Annotated in this window: 24 protein-coding genes; 13 read left to right on the top strand and 11 right to left on the bottom strand. The window is 67.8% G+C overall.

Annotated features, from left to right (window positions below; translation table 11 throughout):
- Positions 1-131 precede the first annotated feature (131 nt).
- Together ABD768_RS15490 and ABD768_RS15485 are read right to left on the bottom strand one after the other, a co-directional pair.
- On the bottom strand, positions 132-689 hold the full coding sequence (locus ABD768_RS15490; protein WP_344841192.1) for a hypothetical protein: 558 nt from the start codon (positions 687-689) through the stop codon (positions 132-134).
- A gap of 35 nt (positions 690-724) precedes the next feature.
- Positions 725-1,282 (bottom strand): hypothetical protein, encoded by a 558-nt coding sequence (locus tag ABD768_RS15485; protein WP_344841190.1) that lies wholly within the window; start codon positions 1,280-1,282, stop codon positions 725-727.
- A 263-nt stretch (positions 1,283-1,545) separates the two neighbouring features.
- On the opposite strand from ABD768_RS15485, the gene ABD768_RS15480 reads away from it, so the two are divergent.
- Positions 1,546-1,746, top strand: a complete 201-nt coding sequence (locus ABD768_RS15480; RefSeq protein WP_344841188.1) for a hypothetical protein — start codon at positions 1,546-1,548, stop codon at positions 1,744-1,746.
- A 31-nt stretch (positions 1,747-1,777) separates the two neighbouring features.
- On the top strand, positions 1,778-2,314 hold the full coding sequence (locus ABD768_RS15475; RefSeq protein WP_344841187.1) for a flavoprotein: 537 nt from the start codon (positions 1,778-1,780) through the stop codon (positions 2,312-2,314).
- 35 nt (positions 2,315-2,349) lie between these two features.
- Here the strand turns inward: ABD768_RS15475 and ABD768_RS15470 are convergent, their stop codons facing one another.
- Complete coding sequence (locus tag ABD768_RS15470; RefSeq protein ID WP_344841186.1) at positions 2,350-3,225, bottom strand: alpha/beta fold hydrolase; 876 nt, start codon at positions 3,223-3,225, stop codon at positions 2,350-2,352.
- A 259-nt stretch (positions 3,226-3,484) separates the two neighbouring features.
- Here ABD768_RS15470 and ABD768_RS15465 point away from each other — a divergent pair, with 259 nt between their 5' ends.
- A complete protein-coding gene (locus ABD768_RS15465; protein ID WP_344841185.1) occupies positions 3,485-4,264 on the top strand; it encodes an SDR family NAD(P)-dependent oxidoreductase in 780 nt (259 codons plus the stop codon).
- A 32-nt stretch (positions 4,265-4,296) separates the two neighbouring features.
- Here ABD768_RS15465 and ABD768_RS15460 read toward each other — a convergent pair whose 3' ends face one another.
- Complete coding sequence (locus ABD768_RS15460) at positions 4,297-7,077, bottom strand: helix-turn-helix transcriptional regulator (protein WP_344841183.1); 2,781 nt, start codon at positions 7,075-7,077, stop codon at positions 4,297-4,299.
- Between the two features lie 145 nt (positions 7,078-7,222).
- On the opposite strand from ABD768_RS15460, the gene ABD768_RS15455 reads away from it, so the two are divergent.
- Positions 7,223-8,125 (top strand): AraC family transcriptional regulator, encoded by a 903-nt coding sequence (locus ABD768_RS15455; RefSeq protein WP_344841181.1) that lies wholly within the window; start codon positions 7,223-7,225, stop codon positions 8,123-8,125.
- 85 nt (positions 8,126-8,210) lie between these two features.
- Here ABD768_RS15455 and ABD768_RS15450 read toward each other — a convergent pair whose 3' ends face one another.
- The 3 genes from ABD768_RS15450 to ABD768_RS15440 all read right to left on the bottom strand — a co-directional run bounded on the left by ABD768_RS15450 (position 8,211) and on the right by ABD768_RS15440 (position 10,732).
- Entirely contained in the window at positions 8,211-9,098 is an 888-nt protein-coding gene (locus ABD768_RS15450; RefSeq protein ID WP_344841179.1) for an alpha/beta fold hydrolase, read from the bottom strand.
- A gap of 45 nt (positions 9,099-9,143) precedes the next feature.
- A complete protein-coding gene (locus ABD768_RS15445; protein ID WP_343971671.1) occupies positions 9,144-9,962 on the bottom strand; it encodes an alpha/beta hydrolase in 819 nt (272 codons plus the stop codon).
- A 224-nt stretch (positions 9,963-10,186) separates the two neighbouring features.
- Positions 10,187-10,732, bottom strand: a complete 546-nt coding sequence (locus tag ABD768_RS15440) for a P-loop nucleotide/nucleoside kinase family protein (RefSeq protein WP_344841177.1) — start codon at positions 10,730-10,732, stop codon at positions 10,187-10,189.
- Positions 10,733-10,760: 28 nt separating this feature from the next.
- On the opposite strand from ABD768_RS15440, the gene ABD768_RS15435 reads away from it, so the two are divergent.
- The 3 genes from ABD768_RS15435 to ABD768_RS15425 are packed head-to-tail and all read left to right on the top strand — an operon-like array spanning position 10,761 to position 11,658.
- Positions 10,761-11,144 carry a limonene-1,2-epoxide hydrolase family protein gene (locus ABD768_RS15435; RefSeq protein ID WP_344841176.1) on the top strand — a complete coding sequence of 128 codons (384 nt, stop codon included), beginning with the start codon at positions 10,761-10,763 and terminating at the stop codon, positions 11,142-11,144.
- Between the two features lie 33 nt (positions 11,145-11,177).
- Entirely contained in the window at positions 11,178-11,342 is a 165-nt protein-coding gene (locus ABD768_RS15430) for a hypothetical protein (RefSeq protein WP_344841175.1), read from the top strand.
- The gene (locus ABD768_RS15425) at positions 11,335-11,658 is read left to right on the top strand and encodes an NUDIX hydrolase (protein ID WP_344841173.1); all 324 of its coding nucleotides are present in this window, start codon (positions 11,335-11,337) and stop codon (positions 11,656-11,658) included. Before ABD768_RS15430 ends, ABD768_RS15425 begins: the two co-directional genes overlap by 8 nt.
- Here ABD768_RS15425 and ABD768_RS15420 read toward each other — a convergent pair.
- On the bottom strand, positions 11,655-12,044 hold the full coding sequence (locus ABD768_RS15420) for a hypothetical protein (protein WP_344841171.1): 390 nt from the start codon (positions 12,042-12,044) through the stop codon (positions 11,655-11,657). The genes ABD768_RS15425 and ABD768_RS15420 overlap by 4 nt on opposite strands.
- A gap of 151 nt (positions 12,045-12,195) precedes the next feature.
- Here ABD768_RS15420 and ABD768_RS15415 point away from each other — a divergent pair, with 151 nt between their 5' ends.
- From ABD768_RS15415 to ABD768_RS15400, 4 genes are all read left to right on the top strand, one after another.
- Positions 12,196-12,669 carry a DUF402 domain-containing protein gene (locus ABD768_RS15415; RefSeq protein WP_344841170.1) on the top strand — a complete coding sequence of 158 codons (474 nt, stop codon included), beginning with the start codon at positions 12,196-12,198 and terminating at the stop codon, positions 12,667-12,669.
- The gene (locus tag ABD768_RS15410; protein WP_344841168.1) at positions 12,666-13,016 is read left to right on the top strand and encodes a DUF2200 domain-containing protein; all 351 of its coding nucleotides are present in this window, start codon (positions 12,666-12,668) and stop codon (positions 13,014-13,016) included. Before ABD768_RS15415 ends, ABD768_RS15410 begins: the two co-directional genes overlap by 4 nt.
- A gap of 107 nt (positions 13,017-13,123) precedes the next feature.
- Positions 13,124-14,623 (top strand): FAD-dependent oxidoreductase, encoded by a 1,500-nt coding sequence (locus tag ABD768_RS15405; protein WP_344841166.1) that lies wholly within the window; start codon positions 13,124-13,126, stop codon positions 14,621-14,623.
- Positions 14,620-14,841, top strand: a complete 222-nt coding sequence (locus ABD768_RS15400; protein ID WP_344841164.1) for a hypothetical protein — start codon at positions 14,620-14,622, stop codon at positions 14,839-14,841. Before ABD768_RS15405 ends, ABD768_RS15400 begins: the two co-directional genes overlap by 4 nt.
- Positions 14,842-14,890: 49 nt before the next feature.
- On the opposite strand, the gene ABD768_RS15395 is transcribed toward ABD768_RS15400, so the two are convergent.
- Positions 14,891-18,019 (bottom strand): ATP-binding protein, encoded by a 3,129-nt coding sequence (locus ABD768_RS15395; RefSeq protein ID WP_344841162.1) that lies wholly within the window; start codon positions 18,017-18,019, stop codon positions 14,891-14,893.
- A gap of 69 nt (positions 18,020-18,088) precedes the next feature.
- Positions 18,089-20,788, bottom strand: a complete 2,700-nt coding sequence (locus ABD768_RS15390) for an ATP-binding protein (protein ID WP_344841160.1) — start codon at positions 20,786-20,788, stop codon at positions 18,089-18,091.
- Positions 20,789-20,960: 172 nt separating this feature from the next.
- Between ABD768_RS15390 and ABD768_RS15385 the strand changes: the two genes are divergently transcribed.
- Together ABD768_RS15385 and ABD768_RS15380 are read left to right on the top strand one after the other, a co-directional pair.
- Complete coding sequence (locus tag ABD768_RS15385) at positions 20,961-21,977, top strand: medium chain dehydrogenase/reductase family protein (protein WP_344841159.1); 1,017 nt, start codon at positions 20,961-20,963, stop codon at positions 21,975-21,977.
- 284 nt (positions 21,978-22,261) lie between these two features.
- Positions 22,262-22,966, top strand: coding sequence for a class I SAM-dependent methyltransferase (locus ABD768_RS15380; protein ID WP_425558429.1), 705 nt, complete (start codon positions 22,262-22,264; stop codon positions 22,964-22,966).
- A gap of 9 nt (positions 22,967-22,975) precedes the next feature.
- Here ABD768_RS15380 and ABD768_RS15375 read toward each other — a convergent pair whose 3' ends face one another.
- Positions 22,976-23,428, bottom strand: a complete 453-nt coding sequence (locus ABD768_RS15375) for an iron chaperone (RefSeq protein WP_344841155.1) — start codon at positions 23,426-23,428, stop codon at positions 22,976-22,978.
- Positions 23,429-23,471 lie beyond the last annotated feature (43 nt).

Raw genomic sequence — 23,471 nt, 5'->3', positions numbered from 1 at the left:
TCCACCGCAGGTCAGAGGCCCTTTCCCACTTTGGGAAAGGGCCTCTTTTCATGACCTGAGTGTCTGACTGAGTGACTATCGGTTCTGAGGCAACAGTCCGTCCATCGCCTCGGCCGCCGGGTCGGGCGTGGTCAGCGCGCGGCGGCTGCTTCTGCGACGCCCGCCTGCACAGACGTCGGAAGCTTCTGTGGCTCGCCGGGGGCCAGATCGCGTCCACGGAACTGGTACTGGTTGCCCTGGAGTTCGTAGAGACCGGACTCGCCGGCGATCAGGTAGCGGTTGGGGGCGGCGTCGTCCGCGCCGGTGCTCGGTACGAGGAAGACGAGGTACTCGTGGCCAGGCTGCATGAGCTTCGAGATGTTCCCGGTGACTTCGGAAGTACCGAGCTGCCGGATCTCGATGCTGGACCCGGGGTTGGTCCCAGAGATGGTCCTGGTGACCTTGACGGTGGTGACAGTGGTTGGTACTCCGCCGAGCTGTTCGGACCTCTGGCTCTCGGCCACCACCTTCACTGCCGCCGAGCTTGCGGCTCGCAACTCGGTCAGGGTCCGGTAGTTCTTGGCGTAGCTCACTTGAAGCTCACTGTGGGTGGCCTCCGGCGCGGCCGCACCGGAGCCGGCCGTCGCGATCACGATCAGGCCGGCCGCGAGTACCGTCGACGCGGCGAGGAGAATCCGGGGATATCGCATTTGCCTACTCCTTCGACTCATGAATTGCACGCCGGTCAGTACATCGTGTTAATGCCGGTAATATCTCCGGGCCGAGGATCGCTGTACCCGCAGACGTCGATCGCGGTCGGCATGTACATCATTTCGATATTCGGGCAACTTGCCGCCGAAGTCGGCGCCAGCCCGAGTGCATAGCCGATCTGGAAAACGAAGTAGGCCTTCTTCTTCGTGGATGAGTACCCGTCGTTGTAGGCGCGATTCAGGGTGGAGTCGGTCGCTGTTGCGTTGAAGCCGTTCGAGCAGGTCTTGTTGGTGACGACGATCGGGCCGTTGGTTCCCAGGTTCGCGTCCGTGAGCTTGACGTTCGTCCCCGAGGTCACCTTTGTGAAGTACACATTGGTCGGCGTCGCGTTCCAGGCGGCGATCGCGTTGGCGGCCGCGTTGGAATAGGTGGTCCGGGTGGTCAGGTCCTGCCACTTCAGGCTGCCGGTGGTGAATTGGCAATGGTCTGATGCCCAGGCCGACGCGGTCTGGGCCTGGGTGGACAGGAAGGTAGCGAGGAGGGCGGTGGTGGAAATGAATACCAGTGACAATCGTGGTTTTTTCATCTTCATCCTCTCTTTGTGAAGAGAGTAGAACCGCCGGACCGAGGCAGGGAAGCAGAAGGAATTGCAACTTCGTGCAATGTGCCGGTCCCGATGGGTCAGCAGTCCCAGACCGGGCCGACGCGTGGGCGGTGAGGATCTCGTCGTACCGACCCGGACCTCCTCGGACTCTGCCGGTCATAGTCTGGCTGCGCCGCGGATTGGCCTGGTGCGAATCGCACGTGAGAGGCCAGCGGAGATCCGTGCGCATACCAAGCAATCCCAACATTCCAGTGGCCGCACGCGTTACCCCGCCGACCGGCCTCGAGCAGTCCCCAGAAGAAGCCCACGAAGACTTCGTACGAAGGAACTGGCAGCGCCCCGGCGTAGTCGTCAACGGCGTCATCCTGGTCGACCTCTACAACCGAATCCGCGCGCTCGAAGAGCGTTTGGCGGTAGCCGAACAGCAGCCGCCCACACCACCCCGGCCCTGACCGCCATCGCCGCCCGCGCAGGAGTTCTCGCGTGACCGACCGAACCCTGTATCTCGTGACCTGCGGAGCCCCTCTCGCATCGCGGGTTGAAGACGGTGTGCGGGCTGCTCGGGAGCGAGGCTGGAATCCTTATGTACTGCCGACAGATGCTGCGCTTCCGTGGCTCGCGGAACAGGACTTGGTAGGTGTCCCGGTTCTCGTTGGCAACCGCGCGCCAGGCGAGCCCAGAAGAACGCCGAAGGCTGACGCAGTAGCTGTCGTCCCGACGACCTTCAACACGCTGAACGCCTGGGCGAACGGCACTGCCAACACCTATCCACTCACCGTCCTGTGTGCAGCGTTAGGCTCCCGGATCCCTATCGCCGCCGTCCCCTTCGCCAAGCACGACCTGGCCGGCCACCCCGCTTGGACCGCATCGCTCGCCGTACTTCGGTACATGGGCGTACACATCGTCGATCCGCATGACGGTTCGACCTCATCTCTTGAACCGCTGTCCTCGGGTACCGGAGAGTGTGTCGCTGAGAACTTGCGGTGGGACTGGGTGCTCAATCTGCTGAACGTTGCCTAGGGCAACCTAGAGCGTGCATTGGTCGTGGCGGCCTATCAGGAGCGGAGGAACTCCAGTACCTGGTCGACGAACAGGTTGTGGTGTTGGAAGAGCGCGCCGTGGCCGGCGTCTGGGTAGATGCTCAGGGTGGCGTTGGGGAGCAGTTGGGCTAGGTGGAAGGAGCTGATCGTCGGGACCAGGGTGTCGTTGTCGCCGTTGACGATGAGGGTGGGGTTTTGTACGTCGGACAGGGCGGCGGGTGAGGTGGCCCGTTCCCATTTGGTGGCTGCGGTTAGCTGGGCGGTGATCGTCTCTTGCGTTACGGGGTGGTCGTGGTTCTCGGTGCGTTCGGTTAGGCGGGTTAGGAAGGCGTCCGCGGCGGACTGGCTGCGGGGCGTTGGGGTGAAGAAGAGGAAGTGTTTGGGGTGTTTGCCTTCGGTGTCTGCTTTCCCGAAGGCGCTTTGCAGGCCGGCGGCCCAGGTGGCTGGGCCTTCGTCGGCGGCGGGCGAGGTGCCGACCAGGACGAGTCGGCGGATCAGGTCGGGGCGTTGTTGGGCGACTGTCTGGGCGACCATGCCGCCTAGGGAGAATCCGAGTAGGTCGGCGGTTTCCACGCCGAGTGCCTCCAGGAAGGACGCGGTGTCGGCGGCCATTGCCTCGATGGTGTCGGGGGTGGTGCCGCCGGAGGCGCCGACGCCTCGGAGGTCGACTGCGATGACGCGTCGGTCAGCCGCTAGGCCGTCGACCACGGCGGGGTCCCAGTCGTCCAGCACCGCGGTGATGTGGTTCAGCAACACCAGCGGCACGTCGGCGGTCGGACCCTCCTCGCGGTACGCGAGCGGCGTACCGGCGACACCCACCTCGCGGTAAGCGAACGGCGTACCGGCGATGTCCACCGTCTCGGTCGGTGCTTGTGCGAAACTCGCTGTCATTTCTTGCCCTTCCCGCGCGGTGACTGCGCCTCCTGGCGCTGATCGACAGCCTGGCCGGGATCGGCGGGGGACCGCTTCCGTCGGAAGACCATCGCCAGGCGGCGCGACACTCCGCACCCGGCAGTCATTTCTCCATGCCACCGCTTTGCACACAGGCCGGCAGGACCACAGTCTCGCTGACAGTCATCCGACCTATGCGAAGCGTTTCCGGCCTACCGACACTGATGGGACAGCCCGCCGAACAGTAGCGAGGAGCAGCATGTCCCAGATCGTCCTTGTTACCGGGGCTTCCAGTGACCTCGGAGCCGCCATCGCCAACGCGCTGGCCGGTTCAGGTCACACCGTGTACGCCGGGATCGGCCCGGCTGCCGTTGATCCAACCGGCCGGATCGCCGAGCCGAGTGGCCATGCCCTGCGCCGCATCTCGTTGGACGTCGCCGACCAGCGCTCGGTCTCGACGGCCGTCGATGCGATCGTGGCGGAAGCCGGAAGAATCGACGTAGTGGTCCACGCGGTCGGTCCGGTCCCTCGAGGACCGCTCGAATCCTTCACCCCGTACCAGCTGGCACAGCTCTACGACGCGCATGTGCTGTCCACCCAGCGCGTCAACCGTTGCGTGCTGCCGCAGATGCGCGAGCGGCGAGATGGCCTGCTGGTCTGGATGGTGCCGGCGAACCACGACGCCGAGGGCACTCCCTACCTCGCGCTGCACTCCGAAGTGGTGACGATGATCGACCATCTCGCAGCGAGCTACGGCCGGGAGCTGAAAGGATTCGGGGTCGAGACCACGATCGTCGTCCCCGGCTTCCTGGTCCCCGAAGAGGGCACACGCGTTCGTACTGTCGGTCCGGACGACGTCGAGACGGCCCAGGCCTATGAAGGCCGATATCCCGGCCTGGTTGACCAGGTGGACTCGAAGCTTGCCGAGCAGGTGCTCACGGAAGCGGAGGTCGTCCTCGCGGCCCAGGCCATCGCGGCCGTCGTCGACAGCCCCAAAGGCACCCGTCCACAGCGGATCGCTCCAGGACGGCCAGGTTGACGAGAGGCTCACCGGGCGTCATACAGCCCTGATCATTTCTCCAAGCCGGCAAGCGCGTCGCGAAGGGCTGCTCTGGAGGTGATCCCGAGCTTCGGGAAGATCTGGTACAGATGTGCGCCGATGGTCCGGTGCGAGAGGTACAGCCGCTCGGCGATCTGTTTGTTGCTCAAGCCGGACGCCGCCAGATCCGCGATCTCCCGCTCCTGGGGCGTGAGTACCTCTCCGCCCGCCGTGGTTTTGGGTGTGCCCCATCCGGTGGCGCGGAGTTCTTTGGCGGCCCGGTCGGCCCAGGGCCTGGCGCCGAGCAGTGTGAAGGCGTCGTACGCCAGCCGCAGCGGCTCTCGGGAGTCGGCATTCGCCCGGAAGCGTCGCAGCCGTTCCCCGTACGCCAGCCGAACACGGGCCAGATCGAACGGCCACCTTTCGACGCCCGGTCTCGCCAGCGCCTGCTCGAACAGGCGCACAGCCTCGTTGTCGTCTGTCGCGCACAACGCCGCCGAACCCGCTGCAAGAAGGCCGAGCCGCGGGGACAGCCCAGCGATGTCGGCCTCCCGCATGGCACGCACGTGAGCGGCGGCGGCGGAGTGCCGATCGGTCCGCACGGCGGCCTCGACGACGTCGAACGCCACCCACAACGCGTGCGGCACGTGGGAGGCGAACGTACCCGCCGGACTCAGGGCCGTCGCGTGTCGATAGGCGCTTTCGAAGTCGCCGCGGCCGGATTCGGCGACTGTGCGGACGTGCCGGGTGTAGTGCAGCGCCACTCCCACGCCTCGGGGTGTCGCCCAGCGAATGATCTGGTCAGTCAGGCGGTCGGCCGCTTCGTCGTCGCCGCGGGCTGCAGCGACGACGGCTCGGCAGTACCAGAAGTACCAAGTAAAGAAGGGGTATCCGGAGTCCTGGCAGACCTGGATTCCCTCATCGGCCAGCTCCAGGCACTCGTCCCATCTGCCGGTGAGGTAGTCGTCCAGGCACAGGTGCATGAGCGCTCCGATGTGCCGCCGCGGCGGACCGCCGTCGCGCCCTTGGAAGACAACTCGCCACGAGGGCTCGCGGACCTCTGCCAGCCGATCGAGGTAGAGCGCGCCGGTGCCCGCGCGAACGATCCAGCCGGGATCGGTTTCCTTCTGCAGGTCGCCAAGAACCGACTCCAGTTGGTTCACGGCTCCAGCACCGGTACGGACCGGGTCGGAGAAGGTCTTCGCAGCCACCGAGAGCAGGGCGGGCGGCTCCGGCCGCAGCCGTCGGAGCGTTGCGTACAAAGGGTTCCAAAGCTCCGCGCGACCACTGAAGAAGCAGAGGAGCAGCAGTAGGTGGAGCGCGTCGATGAGGGCGCCGTCCTGGGCGTCGTACTGGTGCGTGCCGGCCTCGACGGCACCGGCCAGCAGCCGGTGGGCGGTGTCGATGTCCCCGTCGCCGTTGATGATCAGGAAGACAGCGGCAGCGGCGAAGTGGAGGGAGTCCATCAGCTCCGGATCGGCCTGCCGAGCGCCTTCGAGCAGTTCCGAGGCGTTGCGGAGTTGCCCGGTCGCGTCGGCGCCGATATAGGCGGCCTCAGCGAGCCGGCGTGCGCGGTGCGATCCTTGAGGACTCAGATCGGCAGCCCTCACCAGGGCCGCCACCGCACCGACCGCGTCGCCGCGGGCCGCGATCCGCCGTGCCGCATGTTCGAGCAGTCCGGCCACCTGTTCGTCCGGTTCGACGCAAGCTTCACCGAGGTGCCAGGCCCGCCGCTCGGGGTGGCTCACCAGTACCTCGGCCAGTGCCCGATGAGCCGCTCGGCGTTCGGCGCTCGTGCAGGCGCTCACGACCGCCGAGCGGATCAAGGGATGCCGGAAAACGAGCCGGCGCGTGCCGTCGTCGAAAGCCACCAGCCGATCCTGCTCGGCCGGGGCGAGGTCTTCGAGGTCGGATTCGTAGCCGGCCTGCCGCGCCGACGCCTGCAGGACCGCGACGTCGCCGGTTCCCTCCAGCGTGGCGAGCAACAGCAGCCGCCGTGCGGCGACAGAGAGAGCAGACACCCGGGAGACGAACAGTGCCTGGAGGCGTTCGCTGAGCGGGAGTACCGCGGGAAGGGTCTCCAGCGCCGAACGCTGCTCCCCGCTCAGCGCGGTGGGCAACTCGAGCAACGCCAGCGGGTTCCCCTCGGCTACCGACAGGAGCCGCTGACGCACTTGAGCGGCCAGGGCCGGAAATCGGGTGTTCAGCAGGAGTTGCGAGGACTCTCCGTCCAGCGGCGGCACCTCGTACTCGGGCAGGCCGCCGCCGTGGAAGAAGGTCTCGCTTCCCGAGCGCATGGCGCCGAGGAAGGTGACGCGCGTGCCGTTGAGCCTGCGGGCGACGAAACCCAGTACGGCGGCGCTGGCCCGATCGAGCCACGGCAGGTCGTCGACGATCAGCAGCAAGGGGCTGGCCTTGGCCACGTGGCACAGGAGCATGAGCGTCGCGTTCGACACGACAAGCCGTTCCGGCGGGGATCCGCTCCCGAAGCCCAGAGCGACTTGCAGCGCCTCGGCATGCGGCGTCTCCAGTTCCCCGAAGACCTCGTACAGCGGGAAAAGAACCTGGTTCAGGCCCGAATAGCTCACGTCGGCCTCGAACTCGACGCCGGCGGCACGCAGTACCCGCGACCCGTTCGCGACCGCCGCTTCCGCCACCGCATCGAGCAGGACGGTCTTGCCTACTCCCGCCGCTCCTGACAACACCAGCGCTCCACCACGGTCTGTGGCGTCGAGAAAGCCACGGATTCGCTCGAGCGCCACGCCGCGTCCCACGAGCAGATCGACGCCGGCGTGCTCGAACAGGTCGCCCACTGGAACACCCTCTCCCGCCCACGCGGGGATGGAATGATCCGATGTCATAGGGTCCTGGCTCCTCGGTCCGGAGCGCGGCGGCCGCTCGTGCAGAACAAACTCGCGCATCCTGTGTCGGAGCCTAGAAGGAGGTTGAACCGGAAACATGGCCGATGATCCGGAAGACTTTGCCGATTCGCCACAGCCACCGGCGTACGGCGAACCCGATGTGCTCTCGGACGTGCTGCAGGCGATTCACCTGCAGGGTGGCGAGGTGCTCCGCCGGTCGAGCGCGGGTGAGCGGCACCCGGTCGGCGCCAGGGTGCTGCATCTGGTCGAGGAGGGCGGGCTCAGCATCGAGATCACTGGCGAAGCCACCGTGGAACTGGGTGCTGGGGACCTGGTACTGCTCGCGCGCGGTGATGCCCACCTCGTCCGCGCGGCGCCGCTCTCGTGCTGGGTGACCGGGGAGTTCCTGGTCGAGACGGTTGTCGCTGCGCCGCTGCTCGGGGTACTGCCGCCGGCGATCGTGATCCGCGGCGACGCGGGATCGGCGGCTTGGCTCCGGCCGATCAGCGAGTTGCTCGTGTCCGAGGTGATCCGCTCGGCACCCGGCGCTCGGGTGATGGTGTCGCGGGCGCTCGATCTGCTCTTCATCTGGACGCTGCGGTCGTACGCCGCGTCAGGAGATGTGCGCGAGGCCGGCTGGCTCACGGCAGCGATGGATCCAATGCTCGCACCGGTCCTAGCCGCCATCCACCGGGACCCTGGTCGCGACTGGGCCGTCGACGAGCTCGCGCGGCTTTCCGCGCTGTCGCGTTCGGCGTTCGCGACGCGGTTCGCCGAGTCGGTCGGGGAAACCCCCGGTTCGTACGTACTGCGGTGCCGGCTGGGCCACGCGGCGCACCTGCTCCGCGGTACCGCCGACCCGGTCGGCCGGATCGCGGCCCGCGTGGGCTACATCTCCGAAGCCGCCTTCAGCCGGGCGTTCTCCCGTGCCTATGGCAGCTCGCCCAGGGCGTGGCGCGGCGGACCTGACGTTGATTCCTCCGAAAGAACACTGCGATGACCGGACTGTTCGTGACCTCGTAGGTAGTCGCGGGGAAGGGCCGGACGACACCGCCGGGTTGACCGGTGGCGTCGTCCGGCTGGCGTCAGCGGGTGGCCGCGACGGCCCGTTCGATCAGGCTGGTGACAATCCCCGGGTTGGTCACTTGTGCCGCGTGGGGAGTGTCGGCCTCGACGATGTGGGAGTGGGCGCGGGTCGCCATGAAGCGCGCGGCGGACGGCGGGATCAGGTGGTCGTCGTCGGAGACGAGGTACCACGAGGGGATCTTCTTCCAGGCCGGTACGCCGGCGCTGGGCTCGCCCAGGGCCGTCGATGCGACGGGGCTCTGCGTGGCGGCGAGTTCTGCGGCGACGGCCGCGGTGACACGGTTGCTCAGGAACAAATCCCGGTACTGATCCGCCTTGGCGTACAGGTCGATCTCGGGCTTGTTGTCGGGGGTGAGGAAGGGGACCGGGACGGGGCTGAGGGCGGTGGGAATGGGCGCATTGGGATCGTTGCTGATGTGGCTGCCCGGGAAACGCCCGGTCAGGGTCGCGACGTTCTCACCCGTGTCCGGCGCGAAGGCCGAGATGTAGACCAGGGCCTTGACGTTGGGGTTGTCCGTGGCGGCACTGGTGATGACGGCGCCGCCGTAGGACTGCCCGACCAGGACGATGGGGCCCTGGACGGTCTTGAGGAACGAAGCCAGGAAGGCGGAGTCGCCGGAAAGGCTGCGCAGGGCGGTCGGCGGAGCGACGACCGGGTAGTCGTCGGCCTGCAGGCGCTTGACCACGCGGCCCCAGCTGGCCGCGTCCGACCAGGCTCCGTTGACGAGGACGATCGTCGGTTTCGGACCCTTGACCACCGGGTGCGAGAGGGCGACAGGCGCGGTCTGGTGGGACGGTTCGGCTGACGCCAGCGTGGTGATGCCGGCGGCGAGGACGATTCCGGTCACGCCGAGGACGGCGGAGTACAGAAGACGACGGTTACGCACGATTTCTCCTTTGTTCGAAACGGGTTTTCATTACAGGCGTCGGCGTCACACCCGGGCGGGAGCGTGCTCCTCGGCCCAGTTCAGCGCGTAGTCGGCGACGTCCTGCCAGCCGTCCTGGCCGATGATGAAGTGCGAGCGCCCGGGGAACTCCTGGTAAGCGCTGACGGCCTTGGACTTGCGGGAGAGCCGCCAGTTGGCTTTGTTGACCTTGGGCGGCACGAGGTGGTCGGCCTCGCCTGCGATGAACAGCAGCGGGGCCGTGCGCTTGCGGAAGTCGACCCGGGTCACGGCGCGCGGGTTGAAGTTGGCGAACGCCCCCTGGAAGAGGACGCGGGCCGAGCCGGGGACGGCGTACCGCTCGTAGCGGGCAGCGGACTCGCTTTCGGACAGCGTGTTGGTGACGGCGTAGTGGAACTGCTCCGGCGTCAGCGAGACCGCTTTGTTCTTGTTGGCCGGGTTTCCGAGGACCGGGAAGGTCGACTTGAGGGTCGACAGCGGCAACGGGAGGACGCCCTTGACGGCCGCCGAGTCGATGGCGACGCCGACGCTGCCCAGTCCGCGATCGAGCAGGAGCTGGACGACGGTGCCGCCGAACGAGTGGCCCATGATGATCGGCGGCCGATCCAGCGCCTGGATGATGCTCTGGTAGTGGTCGACCACCTCCCGAAGCCCGACTCCCGCGATCCCCGCGGGGTCACGGCGAAGGTCCTCGACCTCGCGGTCGAGCCCCGGCCAGGCCGGGGTGAGCACCCGGTATCCCCGCCCTTCGTAATGGTGTTTCCACCCCTCCCAGCTGCGTGGATTCACCCAGAGCCCGTGGACGAGCACGATGGTGCCGGCCTCACCGGCGGAGAATTCATTCATGCGGACCTTCCCTTGAGCAAGACGCTTCGTTGCCTGGAGCACGCCTGACCGGCGCTCCCCGAAAGTCGCCTCGGTGCGCGTCGAGCACGCATCCGGCGGATGCTCATCAGGATCGGTCGCCACTCCACCCGCCCGCTTCCGTCGGATGACCACAGGAATCCGACGCCGTCCCGCCACCTCGGACAGTCGTTCGACAGTCGGATGACGGTGACCCTGCTCCTGAGTTACTGCCGCAGGTAAGCGTCGACCTCAGGCAGTACCTCGGACAGCGGGCGGTGCATGTCCAGCTGGAGGTAGTTGCCCGGAGGCCGTTGGACGCGGTCTGCCGCGCCGCGGAAGAAGGCCTCGCCATCGACTGGTTCGTCGCCGAGGTCCACCGGCGGATGATCCACACCGCGACGATGGCTCCTCAGCCGCGGGCGTTGGTGGAGTCGCTCGTCGATGAGTTTCAGATCGTCGACCTGGCATTCGACGTACCGGTAGTTCGCGTTGTGCTGCCGGGCGATTCCCATCCCCTCGGTGACGACCCGTGGCCAGAAGCACGGGCTGTCCATGATGACGGGATGGCCTTGAGTCAGCACGTGAAGCGCCTGGGCGTACATCACCTCGTACGCCGCCTTGGTGCTGCTTGTCAGGTCGAAGCCCGCGTCGAGAATGGCGGACTTGATGACGTCGTAGTCGACGGCGACGGCGTTGAACGTCTTGACGACGTGGGCGGCCACGGTGGACTTTCCGGAGCCGGGAACGCCTGACATCTGGAGCAGGAACATCCTGTGCCGACCTTCCGTTGTTCCCGGTATGAATGAGCCTATCGAGGTTGTACGCCGGTTCTGTGCGGCTTGGTCTGACAATGTCGCTACCGCTGAGCTGGTCGCGTTCTTCGCCGAGGACGCCGTCTACCACAACATCCCGCTGGAGCCGGTGGCCGGACGGGAGGCGATTGCCGGCTACATCGACTCGTTCATCCGTCCTGGGGCACCGGGAATCGAGCGGATCGAGTTCAAGGTCCGCAACATCGCGGCCGATGGTCCGGTCGTGATGACCGAGCGGGTGGATGTGTTCACGCTGCCCGACAGGTCGTTCGAGGTACCGGTGATGGGGGCCTTCGAGGTTGCCGACGGCAAGCTCACGGCGTGGCGCGACTACTTCGACATCAACCAGTTCACCACCCGAATGGGATAGAAGCCCGCGGATTCTCGGCGGTAGCCTGTTGAGATGGGGCTTGGGCGGGGGAAGACGGAGCATGGCGGCGCTCGCGACATGACACGCAAGCACGGCCATTGGGGTCATGCCGAGGAGGCCAAGGCCTGGGCGTCCCGCGCCCGCCGGCGCGACGAGAAGCTCGAGCTTGATGAAGTACGGCATCAGCTCGGTGAGTGATGCCATTCGCAAGGACGACCTTGCGGCTGAGGGTGAGCCGGAGGTGGAGTTCAACGTCGGGATTGCGGGGCGTTTGCCGCGGAAGACGGCTGCTGCGGGTGCGTTGATTCGCGATGACGCTGGGCGGATCTTGTTTCTGAGCCAGATGGTTGTTGATCCTGGCGAGGCGCGCGGCTATGAGTTCCTGTCGCTGGATGAGGCTGCCGGGCGGTTGCGGCCGTCGCTTGCTCGGAGGATCGCGGTAGCGGTGGAGGCGGGGGATCGGGGAGTGCCGGTCTATGCGGAGTTCGGGCGTTCCGTGAGTTCTGCGGATTAGGCGCGGGCACGCTTGCGGGTTAGGACGGCTACCGCGATCAGGGGTAGGGCTGAGATGGCTTGCATTGTCGTGTACCAGGTGGGGCAGAGGTTGGGGATCAGGTCTACGGCGATGATGGCGATGGGCATGATCGTGGTGAGGGTTTGTAGGCGGGTGAGGCTGGAGTGGGTGCCGGTGGCGGCTTGGGTTGCCAGGCGGTGGAGGAGTGGGGAGATCGCCAGCAGGATGGTGGAGCGGATCCACTCGAAGAGGGTTGTCTGGTGGTTCGTGAAGGTCAGCGTCGCGACTGTGCCTAGGGTGATGGCGCTGACCATGGCGTAGAGCTTGATGCACTTCTTGACGGTGTCGAAGGATTCTTGGGTGCGGGGCGCGTCGGTTGTCGTCATGTCGTCGACGCTACGGAGGTCGGAACAGGTCCGGTATGGAGCTGGGCGTCGGGCGGGGTGGGGCTGGCCACACCCTTGGTCCGGCGATACTGGGTTGGTGATTCTTGAGGGTGTGCGGGTTCTTCATCGGACTGGGCAGTGGTGTGCGGGGGTGCGGACTGCTGACAATGTGGTGGCTTATGACGTGCCGATCCTTCCGGAGTGGCAGGCGGTGGGGCGGCCGACCGTGGATCGTGGGTTTGTCATTGCCGATGAAGGTGTGCAGATCATGAAGCCGAACACCTTCTCGGGATGGCTTGAGGGTGGTTGGTACATCGATCTGGTGGATGTGGAGGAGACCGAGCCGGGGCGGTTGGTCGTTCATGATCGGCAGGTGGATATTTTGTTGCCGCCGACAAGCATTCGGTACGAGATGCTTGATCTGGACGACTTCGCGGATGTGATCGAGAACGGGTCGCTTGATGCGGCTACCGCGGTTCGGGTGTTGCGGAACACTCAGCGGTTCATCGACAAGTACCTGCGCAACACGGACCAGGACGTTCTCGAGTCCTGGCCGGACTTCCCGCCGGCGGCCGTACGGAAACTGGCGGAGCTGCCGCCTTTTGAGAAGGGGGAACAGTGGTGAGGCCTCGGATCTTCGGTACCAGCTTCGCGGACGTCTATCCGTTGTACGTCGCCAAGGCGGGGCGGAAAGGGCGGACCAGGGCGGAGGTCGACGAGATCATCCGGTGGCTGACGGGGTACAGCCGGCAGGACCTGGAAGAGCAGTTGGCGAAGCAGGCGGACTTCGAGACTTTCATCGCGGAGGCGCCGGAGCCGAACCCGGCGCGGGCGCTGGTCAAGGGCGTCGTCTGTGGCGTCCGGGTGGAGGAGATCGAGGATCCGGTCATGCGCGAGATCCGGTACCTGGACAAGCTGATCGACGAGCTGGCGCGCGGTAAGGCGATGGAGAAGATCCTCCGCAAGGGGTGAGCCCGCAGCGCTGGCTTGGCTGAGACAGCGGGGTGACAGCGCCGTGGGCGGGTGCTGTCAGGGGGTGTCGTCAGGGTCGTGGTGTGACTCGACGACAGGAGCTTCCGATGTATGACGTGGTGATAGTGGGTGCGGGGCCGGTTGGGCTGTTCCTTGCTTGTGAGCTGGGGCTGGCGGGGTGCTCCGTGCTGGTGCTCGAGCGGGAGGCAGACGAGGCGTCGCCTTGGCGGGCGATGCCGTTGGGGATGCGGGGGATGTCGGCGGCCTCGGTCGAGGCGTTCTACCGGCGAGGGTTGCTGGGGGAGTTGCTCGCGGCGTCCGGGCGGTTGAAGGATCTCGAGGAAGACGAGCCGCTCGTTCCTCAGCGGGTAGGGCACTTCGCGGGGATGATGCTCGACCCGAGCAAGGTTGATCTCGACGCGTTCCCGGAAAGGTTGCCGACGCCGGCGCCGGGTGGCGCGATGACCAGCCTGGAGGCGGTCGAAGGGTTGCTGGCCGAGCGGGCGGCCAAGCTTGGCGTCGAGGTCAGGTACGGCGTGACAGTTGATGCGCTTACGCAGTACGAGGAGAAAGTAGTCATCAACCAGGAGTACGAAGCGCGGTGGGTGGTCGGGTGTGACGGCGGGCGGAGTACGGTGCGCGGTCTGGCGGGCTTCGAGTTCGCCGGTACGAAGCCGGAGTTCACCGGCTATGTCATGGACGCCACGGTCGCCGATCCCGAGAAGCTCGAGCCCTGGTTCAATCCGACGCCGACCGGGATGTACGTCCGGATGCCGATCGAGGGGCATCTCGGGATGATGGACTTCGACGGTGGCGCCTTCGATCGCTCGCAGGAGCTGACTCGCGAACACCTGCAGGAGGTACTGCGCAGGGTCTCAGGCACTGATGTGACCTTGAGCGAGGTACGCCGGGCGTCGAGCTTCACCGATCGGGCGATGCAGGCGACGACGTACCGGCAAGGGCGGGTGCTGCTGGCCGGCGACGCCGCGCACATCCACTCGCCGCTGGGCGGGCAGGGGCTCAACCTCGGCCTCGGCGACGCGATGAACCTGGGCTGGAAGCTCGCGGCGACCATCCAACGGATCGCTCCGGATGGTCTGCTCGATACCTACGCGGCTGAGCGTCAGCCGATCGCCGCGCGGGTGCTCGACTGGTCGCGTGCGCAGGTGGCGACGATGGCGCCGGGATCGCAGGCGCTGCAGGGGTTGCTGCACGAGCTGTTCGAGACCCGCGACGGTACGACGTACGCGTTCGAAAGGTTGTCGGGGGCATCGATCCGGTACGACCTCGGCAGCGAGCATCCGCTGGTCGGCCGGGTCGCGCCGGAGTTCCGGCTCGAGGACGGCCGCCGGCTCGCGGACCTGATGCGCGACGGCGAAGGCGTCCTCCTCGATTTCAGCGGGCGCCTGGCCAGCAGGGCGACGGGGTGGGAGGGAAGGATCCGGTACTCCGCTCAGCCCGCCCACGACGATCTCGGACTGGCCGCCGCGCTGATCCGGCCGGACGGTGTCGTGGCCTGGGCGGCGTACCAGGCCGCTCCTGATGGCGAAGCTGCCGCAGCCGGGTTCGACCAGGCGGCGACGCGTTGGTTCGGTGGTCGCGCGTGACGATCACCCTGCGACCGGGCAGCACCGTGATGTTCACCGGCGACTCGATCACCGACAGCTTCCGATTCCAGAGCGAGGAGGCGCTCGGGTACGGCTACCCGCTGCGCGTCGCCGGAGAACGGGGCTACCGCCATCCGGACCGGCCGATCACCTGGCACTACGTCCGCCCGCTGGCGATTCTGCAGGTAGTTGCCAAGGGCACCTTGTGCTCCGTCTGAGCATCCGCACGCCGCGGATCTGCTCAGGCGGAGCACAAGGTCGGTCCGCTCAGTCAGCTGACACCAAGGGAGCGATCAGTTCGTGCCAGTCGGTTTCTGCGGCTTTGCGGGTCACCTCGGCGAATCGTGGTTCGCCGAGGTGATGTCGGGCGTCCTGCTCGATTCTGGTGGCGTCCAGTTGGGAGAGGCTCGCCAGACCGCGGACGTCGGTGGTGGCTGCCAGGAGGAGCGCTGCCTGGTCGTAGTCGCCGAGGCGGGCAGCGAGGTCCGCGAAGCCGACCAGGAGTGGGCCGAGCAGGAAGGCGAATCCCAGTTCGGAGGCCGCCTGCCAGGCGGCGATACGGTGACGGCGGGACTCCTCGAGATCGTTGGTCAGGTAGCCGCGCACGTCGTGGATCTGGGCGCGAACACTCGCCTGCTCCGCGGCGTCGCCCAGGAGCGTGGTTGCGAGGTCCAGCTGACGGCGGGCCTCCGCCAGGTCGCCGGCCAGCCGCGCGAGGCCGGCCTTGGCAAGTGCCAGGGAGACCAGGGCGTACGGCCAGGTGACGCCCTCGGCGAGCCGCTCGGCATCGGCGATGGCGGCCGCGCTGGCGTCGCGATCGCCGATCACCCAGTACAGCATGGCCTGCTGGGTCCGTGTCTCGATGACGTCCTCGACGGCGCCGAGCTCGGTGAGGACGGTGATCGCCTCCTCGTAGCACTCGCAGGCGCCGTCGAACTCACCGCGGGTGGCGAGCTGGACCGCCAGCTCGCCCAGTGCCAGGTAGATCCCGAACCGGTCGCCGAGCGTCCGGAACTCCGCGAGCGCCAGCGCCACCTGAGCCTCCGCCTCCGCGCCGCCCTGGCCGAGGAGGGCTCGCATCTTGCCGACCTGCCAGCGGGCCAAGGCCCCGACCCACGGGTCGTCGCTGTCCAGCTGATCCTCGAACGCGGCCAACGCCTGCTCAGGCGAATCGAGCAGGCGTTCCATCGGGATCACCAGGCCGAGCATGGGGTGGTTGCTGTCGCTGAGCTGGCTGAACCGGTACGCCTTCCGGATCCATTCCTCGCCCAGGTGCTCATCGCCCTGTCCCGACGTCACGTACAGCACCACCAGCCCGTAGACCAGGGCACGGATGTCGTCCGGCACCTCGCCCGGGAGGTCGACGGCCGCGAGTGCCAGTTCAAGCCCTTCGGTACGACGTCCGCCCAGCCACCAGTACCACCCGGTGGCCGCCGCGAGCTGCATCGCCGTCCGCGCGTTACCGGCCGCGATCGCTCCCCGCAGCGCGGCGCTGAGGTTGTCGTGGTCGGCCCGGAGCAGGGCGAGCCACTCCAGTTGCTCGGCGCGACGCAGATGCGGCTCCGCGATCTCCGCGAACTCGGTGAAGTACGCGAGATGCGCCTGCCGGGTCTGATCGGATTCGCCCGCCTCCGCGAGCCGATCGGCGGCGTACTCCTTGATCGTGGTCAGCATCCGGTAGCGCGGAGCGCCATCGCCCACAGGGACCAGCAGCGACTTCTCGGCCAGCGAGGTGAGCAACTCGAGCACCTGATCCCGCTCGACGGCGTCACCGAGGCAGACGTGCTCGGCCGCCTCCAGGCTCGCTCCACCAGAGAACACCGACAGCTTGCGTAGTACCGTCCGCTCGGCGTCGGTGAGCAGCTCCCAGCTCCAGTCGACCACCGCGCGCAACGTCTTGTGGCGCGGCAACGCGGTACGGCTCCCGCTGGTCAGCAGCCGGAACCGGTCGTCGAGCCGGTTGGCGAGCTGCTCGATGCTCATCGTGCGCAACCGGGCGGCGGCCAGCTCGATCGCCAGCGGCATCCCGTCCAGCGCCAGGCAGATCCGCACCATCAGCGCCTTGGTGTGTTCGTCGGTCCCAAGAGCCTTCCGTACTGCGCCCGCCCGGTCCCGCAGCAACCGCAGCGCCGGCGAGCTGTCATCGACGAGACCGCCGGTCGGGAGGGCAAGCGGCTCGACCTGCCACAACGCCTCGCCGGTGATCCCGAGCGGCTCCCGGCTGGTCGCCAGGATCCGCAGCCGCCGGCACTCTCCGAGCAATCGCTCGGCCAGCTTCGCCACCGACTCGATCACGTGCTCGCAGTTGTCGAGGATCAGCAGCATCTCCCGGTCGTTGATCGCGGCAATCAGCCCGTCCATCGGGTCCGATGGCGACGGACCGAGCAGAGCGTCCCGAAGACCGAGCCCAGCGAGCGCCGTCTGCGCGACATCGCTTCCCGCGCCGATCGGGGCGAACTCGATCAGCCAGATCCCGTCCGCCATCCCACCGAGCACTGTCCGCGCGGTCTCCGTCGCCAGCCTGGTCTTCCCCGAACCGCCCGACCCGATGAGAGTGGTCAGCCGATGCTCCGCGATCAGCTCCCGGACTGCCGCGACGTCCGCGTCACGGCCGACGAAACTCGTCAGCTCGGCCCGTACGTTGGTCTTGCGGGTCTCCTCGCGCTGTCCCAGCTCCCCACGCAGCAGCGCAACATGCAAGGCCGCCAACTCCGGCGAGGGGTCGACGCCGAGTGCGTTGGCCAAGGCTTGTCGTGTTCGCTCGTACAGGACCAACGCCTCGCTGTCGCGACCGGTTGCCACGAGGGCGCGGATCAGCGCCGCGACCAGCCGTTCCCGCAGCGGATGGGCAGTCACCGCGTCGGTCAGCTCCGGGAGCACCTCGGCGCCCTGGCCGAGGCTGACCTCTCCCTCGAACCGATCCTCCATCGCGGTGAGCCGCAGCCCCTCGAGCCGGGTCGCCGCCGCGTTGAACGCGGCGCTTTCGTCCAGGCCGACGTCCTGCAACGCCGCCCCACGCCACAAGGCAAGAGCCTCGCGCAGCAGCCGCACCTGCCGGGGACCCTTCTCAGTGCGGGCCTGCCCGACGAGGGCTTCGAACCGCAGCGCATCGACCGCGTCGGGATCCACCGTCAACCGGTAACCGCTCGGCTGCCCCTCGACCGACCCCTCCGGCAAGGCCTTCCGCAACCGCGAAACCAACCGCTGCAAGGCATTCGCCGCCTCGGCCGGTGGCTGCTCACCCCAGATCCAGTCGACCAGCGTCGCCTTCGGCACGGTACGACCCGCCTCCAGCGCCAGCGCGATCAGCAACCCCCGCAGCCGGGCACCCGGAACGTCGGCCAGGCGCCCATCGCCCGCCCGAACCTCGAATGACCCCAGTATCCCGATCTGCACCCGACAGATCTTGCCATCCATCCGGAGCCCCGAACGCCCAGGCTGCCCGCCGCCCCCGCTGTCACCGACTCAGCGGGACAGGTCTCGTAGTTGGCGGCGGGAGGTGATCTCCAGTTTGCGGTAGATGTTGCGGAGGTGGGCGTCGATGGTGCGGGGGCTGAGGAAGAGGGTTGCGGCGACTTCCTTGGAGCTTGCGCCGGCGGCGACCTTGGTGGCGATCAGGCGTTCCTGCGACGTGAGCTGGTCGAGGGGGTTCGTGCCTTCGCGGCGCGGGCGCTGGCCGGTGGCGGCGAGTTCGCGGGCTGCTCGTTCGGCGAAGGCGGCGGCGCCCATCGCGGCGAGGGCTTCGTGCGCGGCTTGGAGCTCGACTCGTGCCTCGGAGCGACGGGACTCGCGCCGCAGCCATTCGCCGTAAAGGAGCCGCGCACGCGCGTACAGAGCCCGTACGTCGGTCTGCCCGAGCAGGTCGATCGCCTCCCGGTACCGCGCGTCCGTGCTCGCTGACGCCGGATCGAGCAAGGCCTGCGCGAGAAGGTGCGATGCGACGGCCCACGGTGTCGGGTTGGTGCGGGCCAGCGCCTCGATCCGGTCCACTGCGAGGGCCGCGTCCTCAGGGCGGCCGGCTCGGGCGGCGGCTTCGACGAGTTCCGCGTCGAGGCTCCAGACGACGTACGAACCGCGTTGCTGTTGTTGCTGGGCGGTGAGTCCGGCCTTGACTGCGGCCGGGTAGTCGCCAAGGCCGTTGCGGAGTACGGCGGTGGCGTAGAGCTCGGCGACGATCTCGTCCCGGCCGACGCGCTCGTGCATGCCGGCCAGCAGCTCCTGGAACTCGTCCGTGTCGCCCCGCCAGGCCGCGAAGATGAACTCGGCGAAGGCCAGGTCGAGGGTGCCGGCCGCCTCGTCGACCGCGCGTGCCTCCTCCAGAGCAGCGGCCGCGTCGCCGAACCGGCCGAGCATCATCCGCCCGATGGCATGGAACTTCAGCGCCTGCGGCAGTACTGCGAACGCCGACTGCCGGCGAGCCAGTTCGACCTGATGGGTGGAGACCTCGTCCACCGCCTCGGCGTCGCACAGGTCGATCGCCATCATGCAGGCGAGCTCCATCCACCAAGGGCTGGTGAGCTCGGAGGTCCTGAACGCCTCCACCGCGGCGCGCATCGCCGGTACCGCCTTCTCGGCCGGCAGCATTGCCTGGTCGAGCAACGCATCCAGTAGCAGGTCGGCAGGTCGTGGGTTCTCCGGCGGCGGTACTTGAGCACGGATCCGGGTGCCGAGCTGGCGCAGGCGTCCCGGCAGCCGGTCGATGAACATCGCGGAACTGAATGCCTCGATGTAGGTCTCCCGGGCCTCGTCGGGCGGGAGGTCCGGGGCGACGCTGACCAGGGCTGCGGTCGCCTCGGGACTGCGCTCGAGGTGGAGGTCGATCAGAGCGCGCTGGAGGCGGGCCTCGGCATGCTGATCAGGGTCGAGCTGGCGGCGTTCGGCCTGGGTGACCAGCTCGCGGGCCTCGCGGAACGAGCCCAGTCGCATCCGCAGCCGGGCCGCGGCGAGGAGTCGGGCGGATTGGCCGGCGGGCTCTGCGCTCAGTTGTGCGGCGCGTTCGAGGAAGGCCGAGGCGGCTGCGAGGTCGCCGCGCCGCTCGGTGCGTTCGGCCGACTCGGTCAGCTCGGTCGCGACGTCCTCGTCGGTGTCGATGACGGCGTGCGCTCGGTGCCAGGCGCGACGGTCGGGGTCGATAGCTCGGTCCGTCGCCTCGGCGAGCGCGGCGTGCAGGCTGCGGCGCATCGCGGGGGTCGCTGCCCGGTACGCCGCTGAGCGCACGAGCGGGTGGCGGAAACGCAGCCGTGGACCGAGCACCACCAGGCCGTCGTCTTCAGCGTCGGCGAGGGTGGCTGGGTTGAGGTCGAGGAGATTCGCTGCGCGTCGGAGTAGGCCTAGGTCTCCGACCGGCTCGGCGGCGGCCAGGGCGACGAGGGATTGCGTTGCCGGTGGCAACCGTAGTACGCGTCGGGTGAACTCGTTCTGCAGAGCCTCGACGACGCTGCCGCGCTGAGGGCTCTGGTGATCGGCGGGCAAGGCCATCGGGCCGTCGATGTGCCCGAACTCCAGCAGGGCAAGGGGATTGCCGTGCGCTTCGGCCAGGATGCGGTCGAGTACTTCGCTGTCGACGCCCGCTCGCGTCGAGGACTGCAGGAGGGTCAGCGCGTCGGCTTCGGCGAGGCCGGAGAGTTGCAGACGGGGGAGCTCGGGGAAGTCGACGCCGGGTCCGCTGTCGTCGCGCGCCGCGAGGACCATGGCGATCTGCTCGGAGGCGATCCGGCGGGCGACGAAGGTGAGCACTTGGCGGGTACCGGCGTCGATCCACTGGACGTCGTCGACGACGCAGCAGACGGGGTGGCGGCGGGTGAGTTCGCAGAGCAGGCCGAGTACGGCGACGCTGATCATCAGTGAGCTTGGTGTCGTGGCGTCGCCGAGGCCGAAGACCGATTCGAGCGCTCGCTGCTGGACGGCGGGGAGTTCGGTGCGGTGCTCGATCACGGGGGCGCAGAGTTGGTGCAGGGCGGCGTACGGGAGGTCGCGCTCGAACTCGCTGCCGTCTGCGCGTAGTACCAGCCAATCGTCGAGCTGTCCGGCCACGGTCTCGACGAGTGTCGACTTGCCGATCCCCGCCTCGCCGGCGACCACGATCGCGCCGCCTCGGCCGTCCGCGGCCCCGCGTGTCACCTCGCCGATCGCGTGCAGCTCAGCCTGCCGGGCCACGAACTGCATCGGGTCGACTCTCCTCGGTAGTCGATGGAACGCGCTTCGCGGCCATCGTAGGTGAGGGCCGGTGACTACGTAGGCAGCCGATCTACGTAGTTTTCGCCGACGCGCCGCCTGCCTTCGTCACGGCATCGTCTATCTCGTCAGCACGACACACCGAGAACGAAGCGAGGACGAGATGATCACCGAGGTAGAGCTCCCAGGCATCGTCGAACCGGAGGGACTGCGCCTGCGCCGGCGGGAGATCCCCGAGCTCGAAGCAGGCCAGGCGCTGATCCGGATGGAGGCGACGGGAGTCTCGTTCGCCGAACAACAGATGCGCCGCGGCCGGTACTACGACCAGCCGCCCTTCCCGTTCGTACCCGGCTACGACGTGGTCGGCGTAATCGAGTCCCTCGGCCCCGACTCGGGCGCCGGGTTCGTGGTCGGGCAGCGGGTTGCCTCGTTGACCAAGGTCGGTGGCTGGGCGGACCGGCTGGTGCTGAACACCGCGGACCTCGTGCCGGTGCCGGACGGGGTGGGGGCCGAAGAGGCGGAAGCGTTGATCGTCAACGGCGTGACCGCCTGGCGGATGCTGCGGATCGCGAAGGTCAAGCGCGGCGACACCATCGTCGTACTGGGCGCCAACGGCGGCGTCGGATCACTCCTCGTGCAGTTCGCCCGGTACCTCGGCGCGCAGGTCATCGGAACCGCTTCCAAGCGTCACCTCCCGTACGTCCGTGAGCTCGGCGCGATCCCGGTCGACCGCGAACAGGACACCGTCGCCGCAGTCAAGGCGATCGCCCCGGACGGAGTCGCCGCGGTCTTCGATCACGTCGGCGGTACCGGCATCCGCCACTCCTGGTCGATGCTCGGCCGCGGCGGATACCTCGTCTCCTACGGAACCGCCTCCACCCGCGACGACCAAGGCAACGCCAAACTCCCCGTTCTCGCCCTCTTCGGCCGCCTGTTCCTGTGGAACCTGCTCCCCAACGGAAAGTCCGCGACCTTCTTCAACCTATGGGCCGGCAAGGCCCGCCGCCCCGAGCGCTACCAGACCGAACTCCGCACCGACCTGGAAGCCGTCCTCGCCCTCCTCGCCGCCGGCGAGATCACCGCCCGCATCGCCCGGGCCTTCCCCCTGGCCGACATAGCCGACGCCCTCCACTACGCCGAATCCGGCACCGCCGCCGGAAAAGTAATCCTCGTCCCCTGATCCCCGCCCCGACCACCCGCCGCGGACCCCCCCGGCCCCGACCACCCGCCGCGAACCCCCTGCCTAGCAGCTTCCTCGTGTACCCGCTTCCAGCGGCCCAGGCCGACTTGAGCACAGCGTCTGCCTCGGCCGCCGACAGCCAACCGGACCACCTCCATTGCGGCGCCCTTCACCCCGCCCGGTCTTATGTTGGACAAGTGACTGATGACAGCTGGGCCGGGTTGGCGGATTCGTTTGCCGAGGGCGCGTATGCCTCGCCGAAGGGCCGGGTGCGGACGTACGTGATGCACCACCAACTGCTCGAGCACCTGGCCGGGCCGCCAGGCGCAGTGCTCGATGTCGGTGGGGGAGCGGGGCATCAGTCGTTCCCACTGGCGCAGGCCGGCTACGCGGTGACGCTGCTCGATCCGTCCGCGGCGATGCTGGACAAGGCGCGAGAGCGACTCGATCGCCTGCCTGCTGAGGTACAGAAGCGGGTGACGTTGTTGCAAGGCGACGGCTTGAAGGCTGTCGAGCTGGTGGGTGGGCGGCTGTTCGATGCGGTGTTGTGCCACGGCGTACTCGGATATCTCGATCAGCCGGACGAACTGGTATCGCAGTTGTGTCAGTGCGCCGTCGCGGGCGGTCTGGTGTCGATCATGACGGGCAATGCCAACACGATGGCGATACGTCCCGCGCTCGAGCGCCGCTGGGAGGATGCGCTGGCGGCCTTCGACTCCACCGAGGAGATCGGGGTGCTGGGCGTGCCGACGCGGGCCGACACGGTGGAGCATCTCAGCGAGTTGATGAAGAGCCATGGGGTCGCCGCGCTGGAGTGGTACGGCGTCTGGCTCTTCACGGACTGGCTTGATTTCAGCGGCGTCGACGTGGATCTGACCGACTCGGCGCAGGTCGCCGCGATGGCCGCGGTCGAGCTGGAGGCCAGCAAGCGAGACCCGTATCGGCAACTCAGCCGGCCCTTCCACCTCGTGGGGCGCAAGCTCACGTAGTACCGGATCTCAGCTTGCGGCCTTCTTGATCAACGCGGTGAGCTGCTTCTCGACGGCCGGGGTCAGCTTGGTCAGCGCGAAGGACGTCGCCCACATGTCGCCGTCGTCGAGGTTGGCCGGGTCGTTGAAGCCGAGCGTGCTGTAGCGAGCCTTGAACTTGTCGGCCGGCTGGAAGAAGCAGACGATCTTGCCGTTCTTGGCGTAGGCGGGCATGCCGTACCAGGTCTTCGGCGAGAGCTCCGGGGCGTGCTCCTTGACGATCGCGTGGATCCGCTCGGCCATCGCCCGGTCGCCCTCGTCGGCGATCTCCGCGATCTTCTCCAGTACCGCTGCCTCGGCCTCCGCCTTGCCGGACGCCGCCTTCAACTCCCGGGCCCGCTCCTTCATGGCCCCGCGCTCCTCGTCGGTGAACCCGTCGTAGGACTTGGACTTCGCTGCCGTGGACTTCTTCGTTGTGGTCATGGCTTCACCCTACGAACCCGCCTACCACCCGCGCTTCTCGAAA

This window comes from Kribbella ginsengisoli, assembly GCF_039537185.1.
Classification (GTDB): Bacteria; Actinomycetota; Actinomycetes; order Propionibacteriales; family Kribbellaceae; genus Kribbella; species Kribbella koreensis.
The sequence above is the reverse complement of the archived record's forward strand: the minus strand, read 5'-3'. Positions and strand labels throughout refer to the sequence as shown.

Bases quoted from the DNA above. Each gene is read 5' to 3' on its own strand.
- ABD768_RS15455 (WP_344841181.1), top strand. From the start codon at position 7,223: ATGGCCGATGATCCGGAAGACTTTGCCGATTCGCCACAGCCACCGGCG.
- ABD768_RS15430 (WP_344841175.1), top strand. From the start codon at position 11,178: ATGGGGCTTGGGCGGGGGAAGACGGAGCATGGCGGCGCTCGCGACATG.
- ABD768_RS15465 (WP_344841185.1), top strand. From the start codon at position 3,485: ATGTCCCAGATCGTCCTTGTTACCGGGGCTTCCAGTGACCTCGGAGCC.
- ABD768_RS15380 (WP_425558429.1), top strand. From the start codon at position 22,262: ATGCACCACCAACTGCTCGAGCACCTGGCCGGGCCGCCAGGCGCAGTG.
- ABD768_RS15405 (WP_344841166.1), top strand. From the start codon at position 13,124: ATGTATGACGTGGTGATAGTGGGTGCGGGGCCGGTTGGGCTGTTCCTT.
- ABD768_RS15420 (WP_344841171.1), bottom strand. From the start codon at position 12,044: ATGACGACAACCGACGCGCCCCGCACCCAAGAATCCTTCGACACCGTC.
- ABD768_RS15375 (WP_344841155.1), bottom strand. From the start codon at position 23,428: ATGACCACAACGAAGAAGTCCACGGCAGCGAAGTCCAAGTCCTACGAC.
- ABD768_RS15385 (WP_344841159.1), top strand. From the start codon at position 20,961: ATGATCACCGAGGTAGAGCTCCCAGGCATCGTCGAACCGGAGGGACTG.
- ABD768_RS15390 (WP_344841160.1), bottom strand. From the start codon at position 20,788: ATGCAGTTCGTGGCCCGGCAGGCTGAGCTGCACGCGATCGGCGAGGTG.
- ABD768_RS15485 (WP_344841190.1), bottom strand. From the start codon at position 1,282: ATGAAGATGAAAAAACCACGATTGTCACTGGTATTCATTTCCACCACC.
- ABD768_RS15440 (WP_344841177.1), bottom strand. From the start codon at position 10,732: ATGTTCCTGCTCCAGATGTCAGGCGTTCCCGGCTCCGGAAAGTCCACC.
- ABD768_RS15435 (WP_344841176.1), top strand. From the start codon at position 10,761: ATGAATGAGCCTATCGAGGTTGTACGCCGGTTCTGTGCGGCTTGGTCT.
- ABD768_RS15470 (WP_344841186.1), bottom strand. From the start codon at position 3,225: ATGACAGCGAGTTTCGCACAAGCACCGACCGAGACGGTGGACATCGCC.
- ABD768_RS15490 (WP_344841192.1), bottom strand. From the start codon at position 689: ATGCGATATCCCCGGATTCTCCTCGCCGCGTCGACGGTACTCGCGGCC.
- ABD768_RS15445 (WP_343971671.1), bottom strand. From the start codon at position 9,962: ATGAATGAATTCTCCGCCGGTGAGGCCGGCACCATCGTGCTCGTCCAC.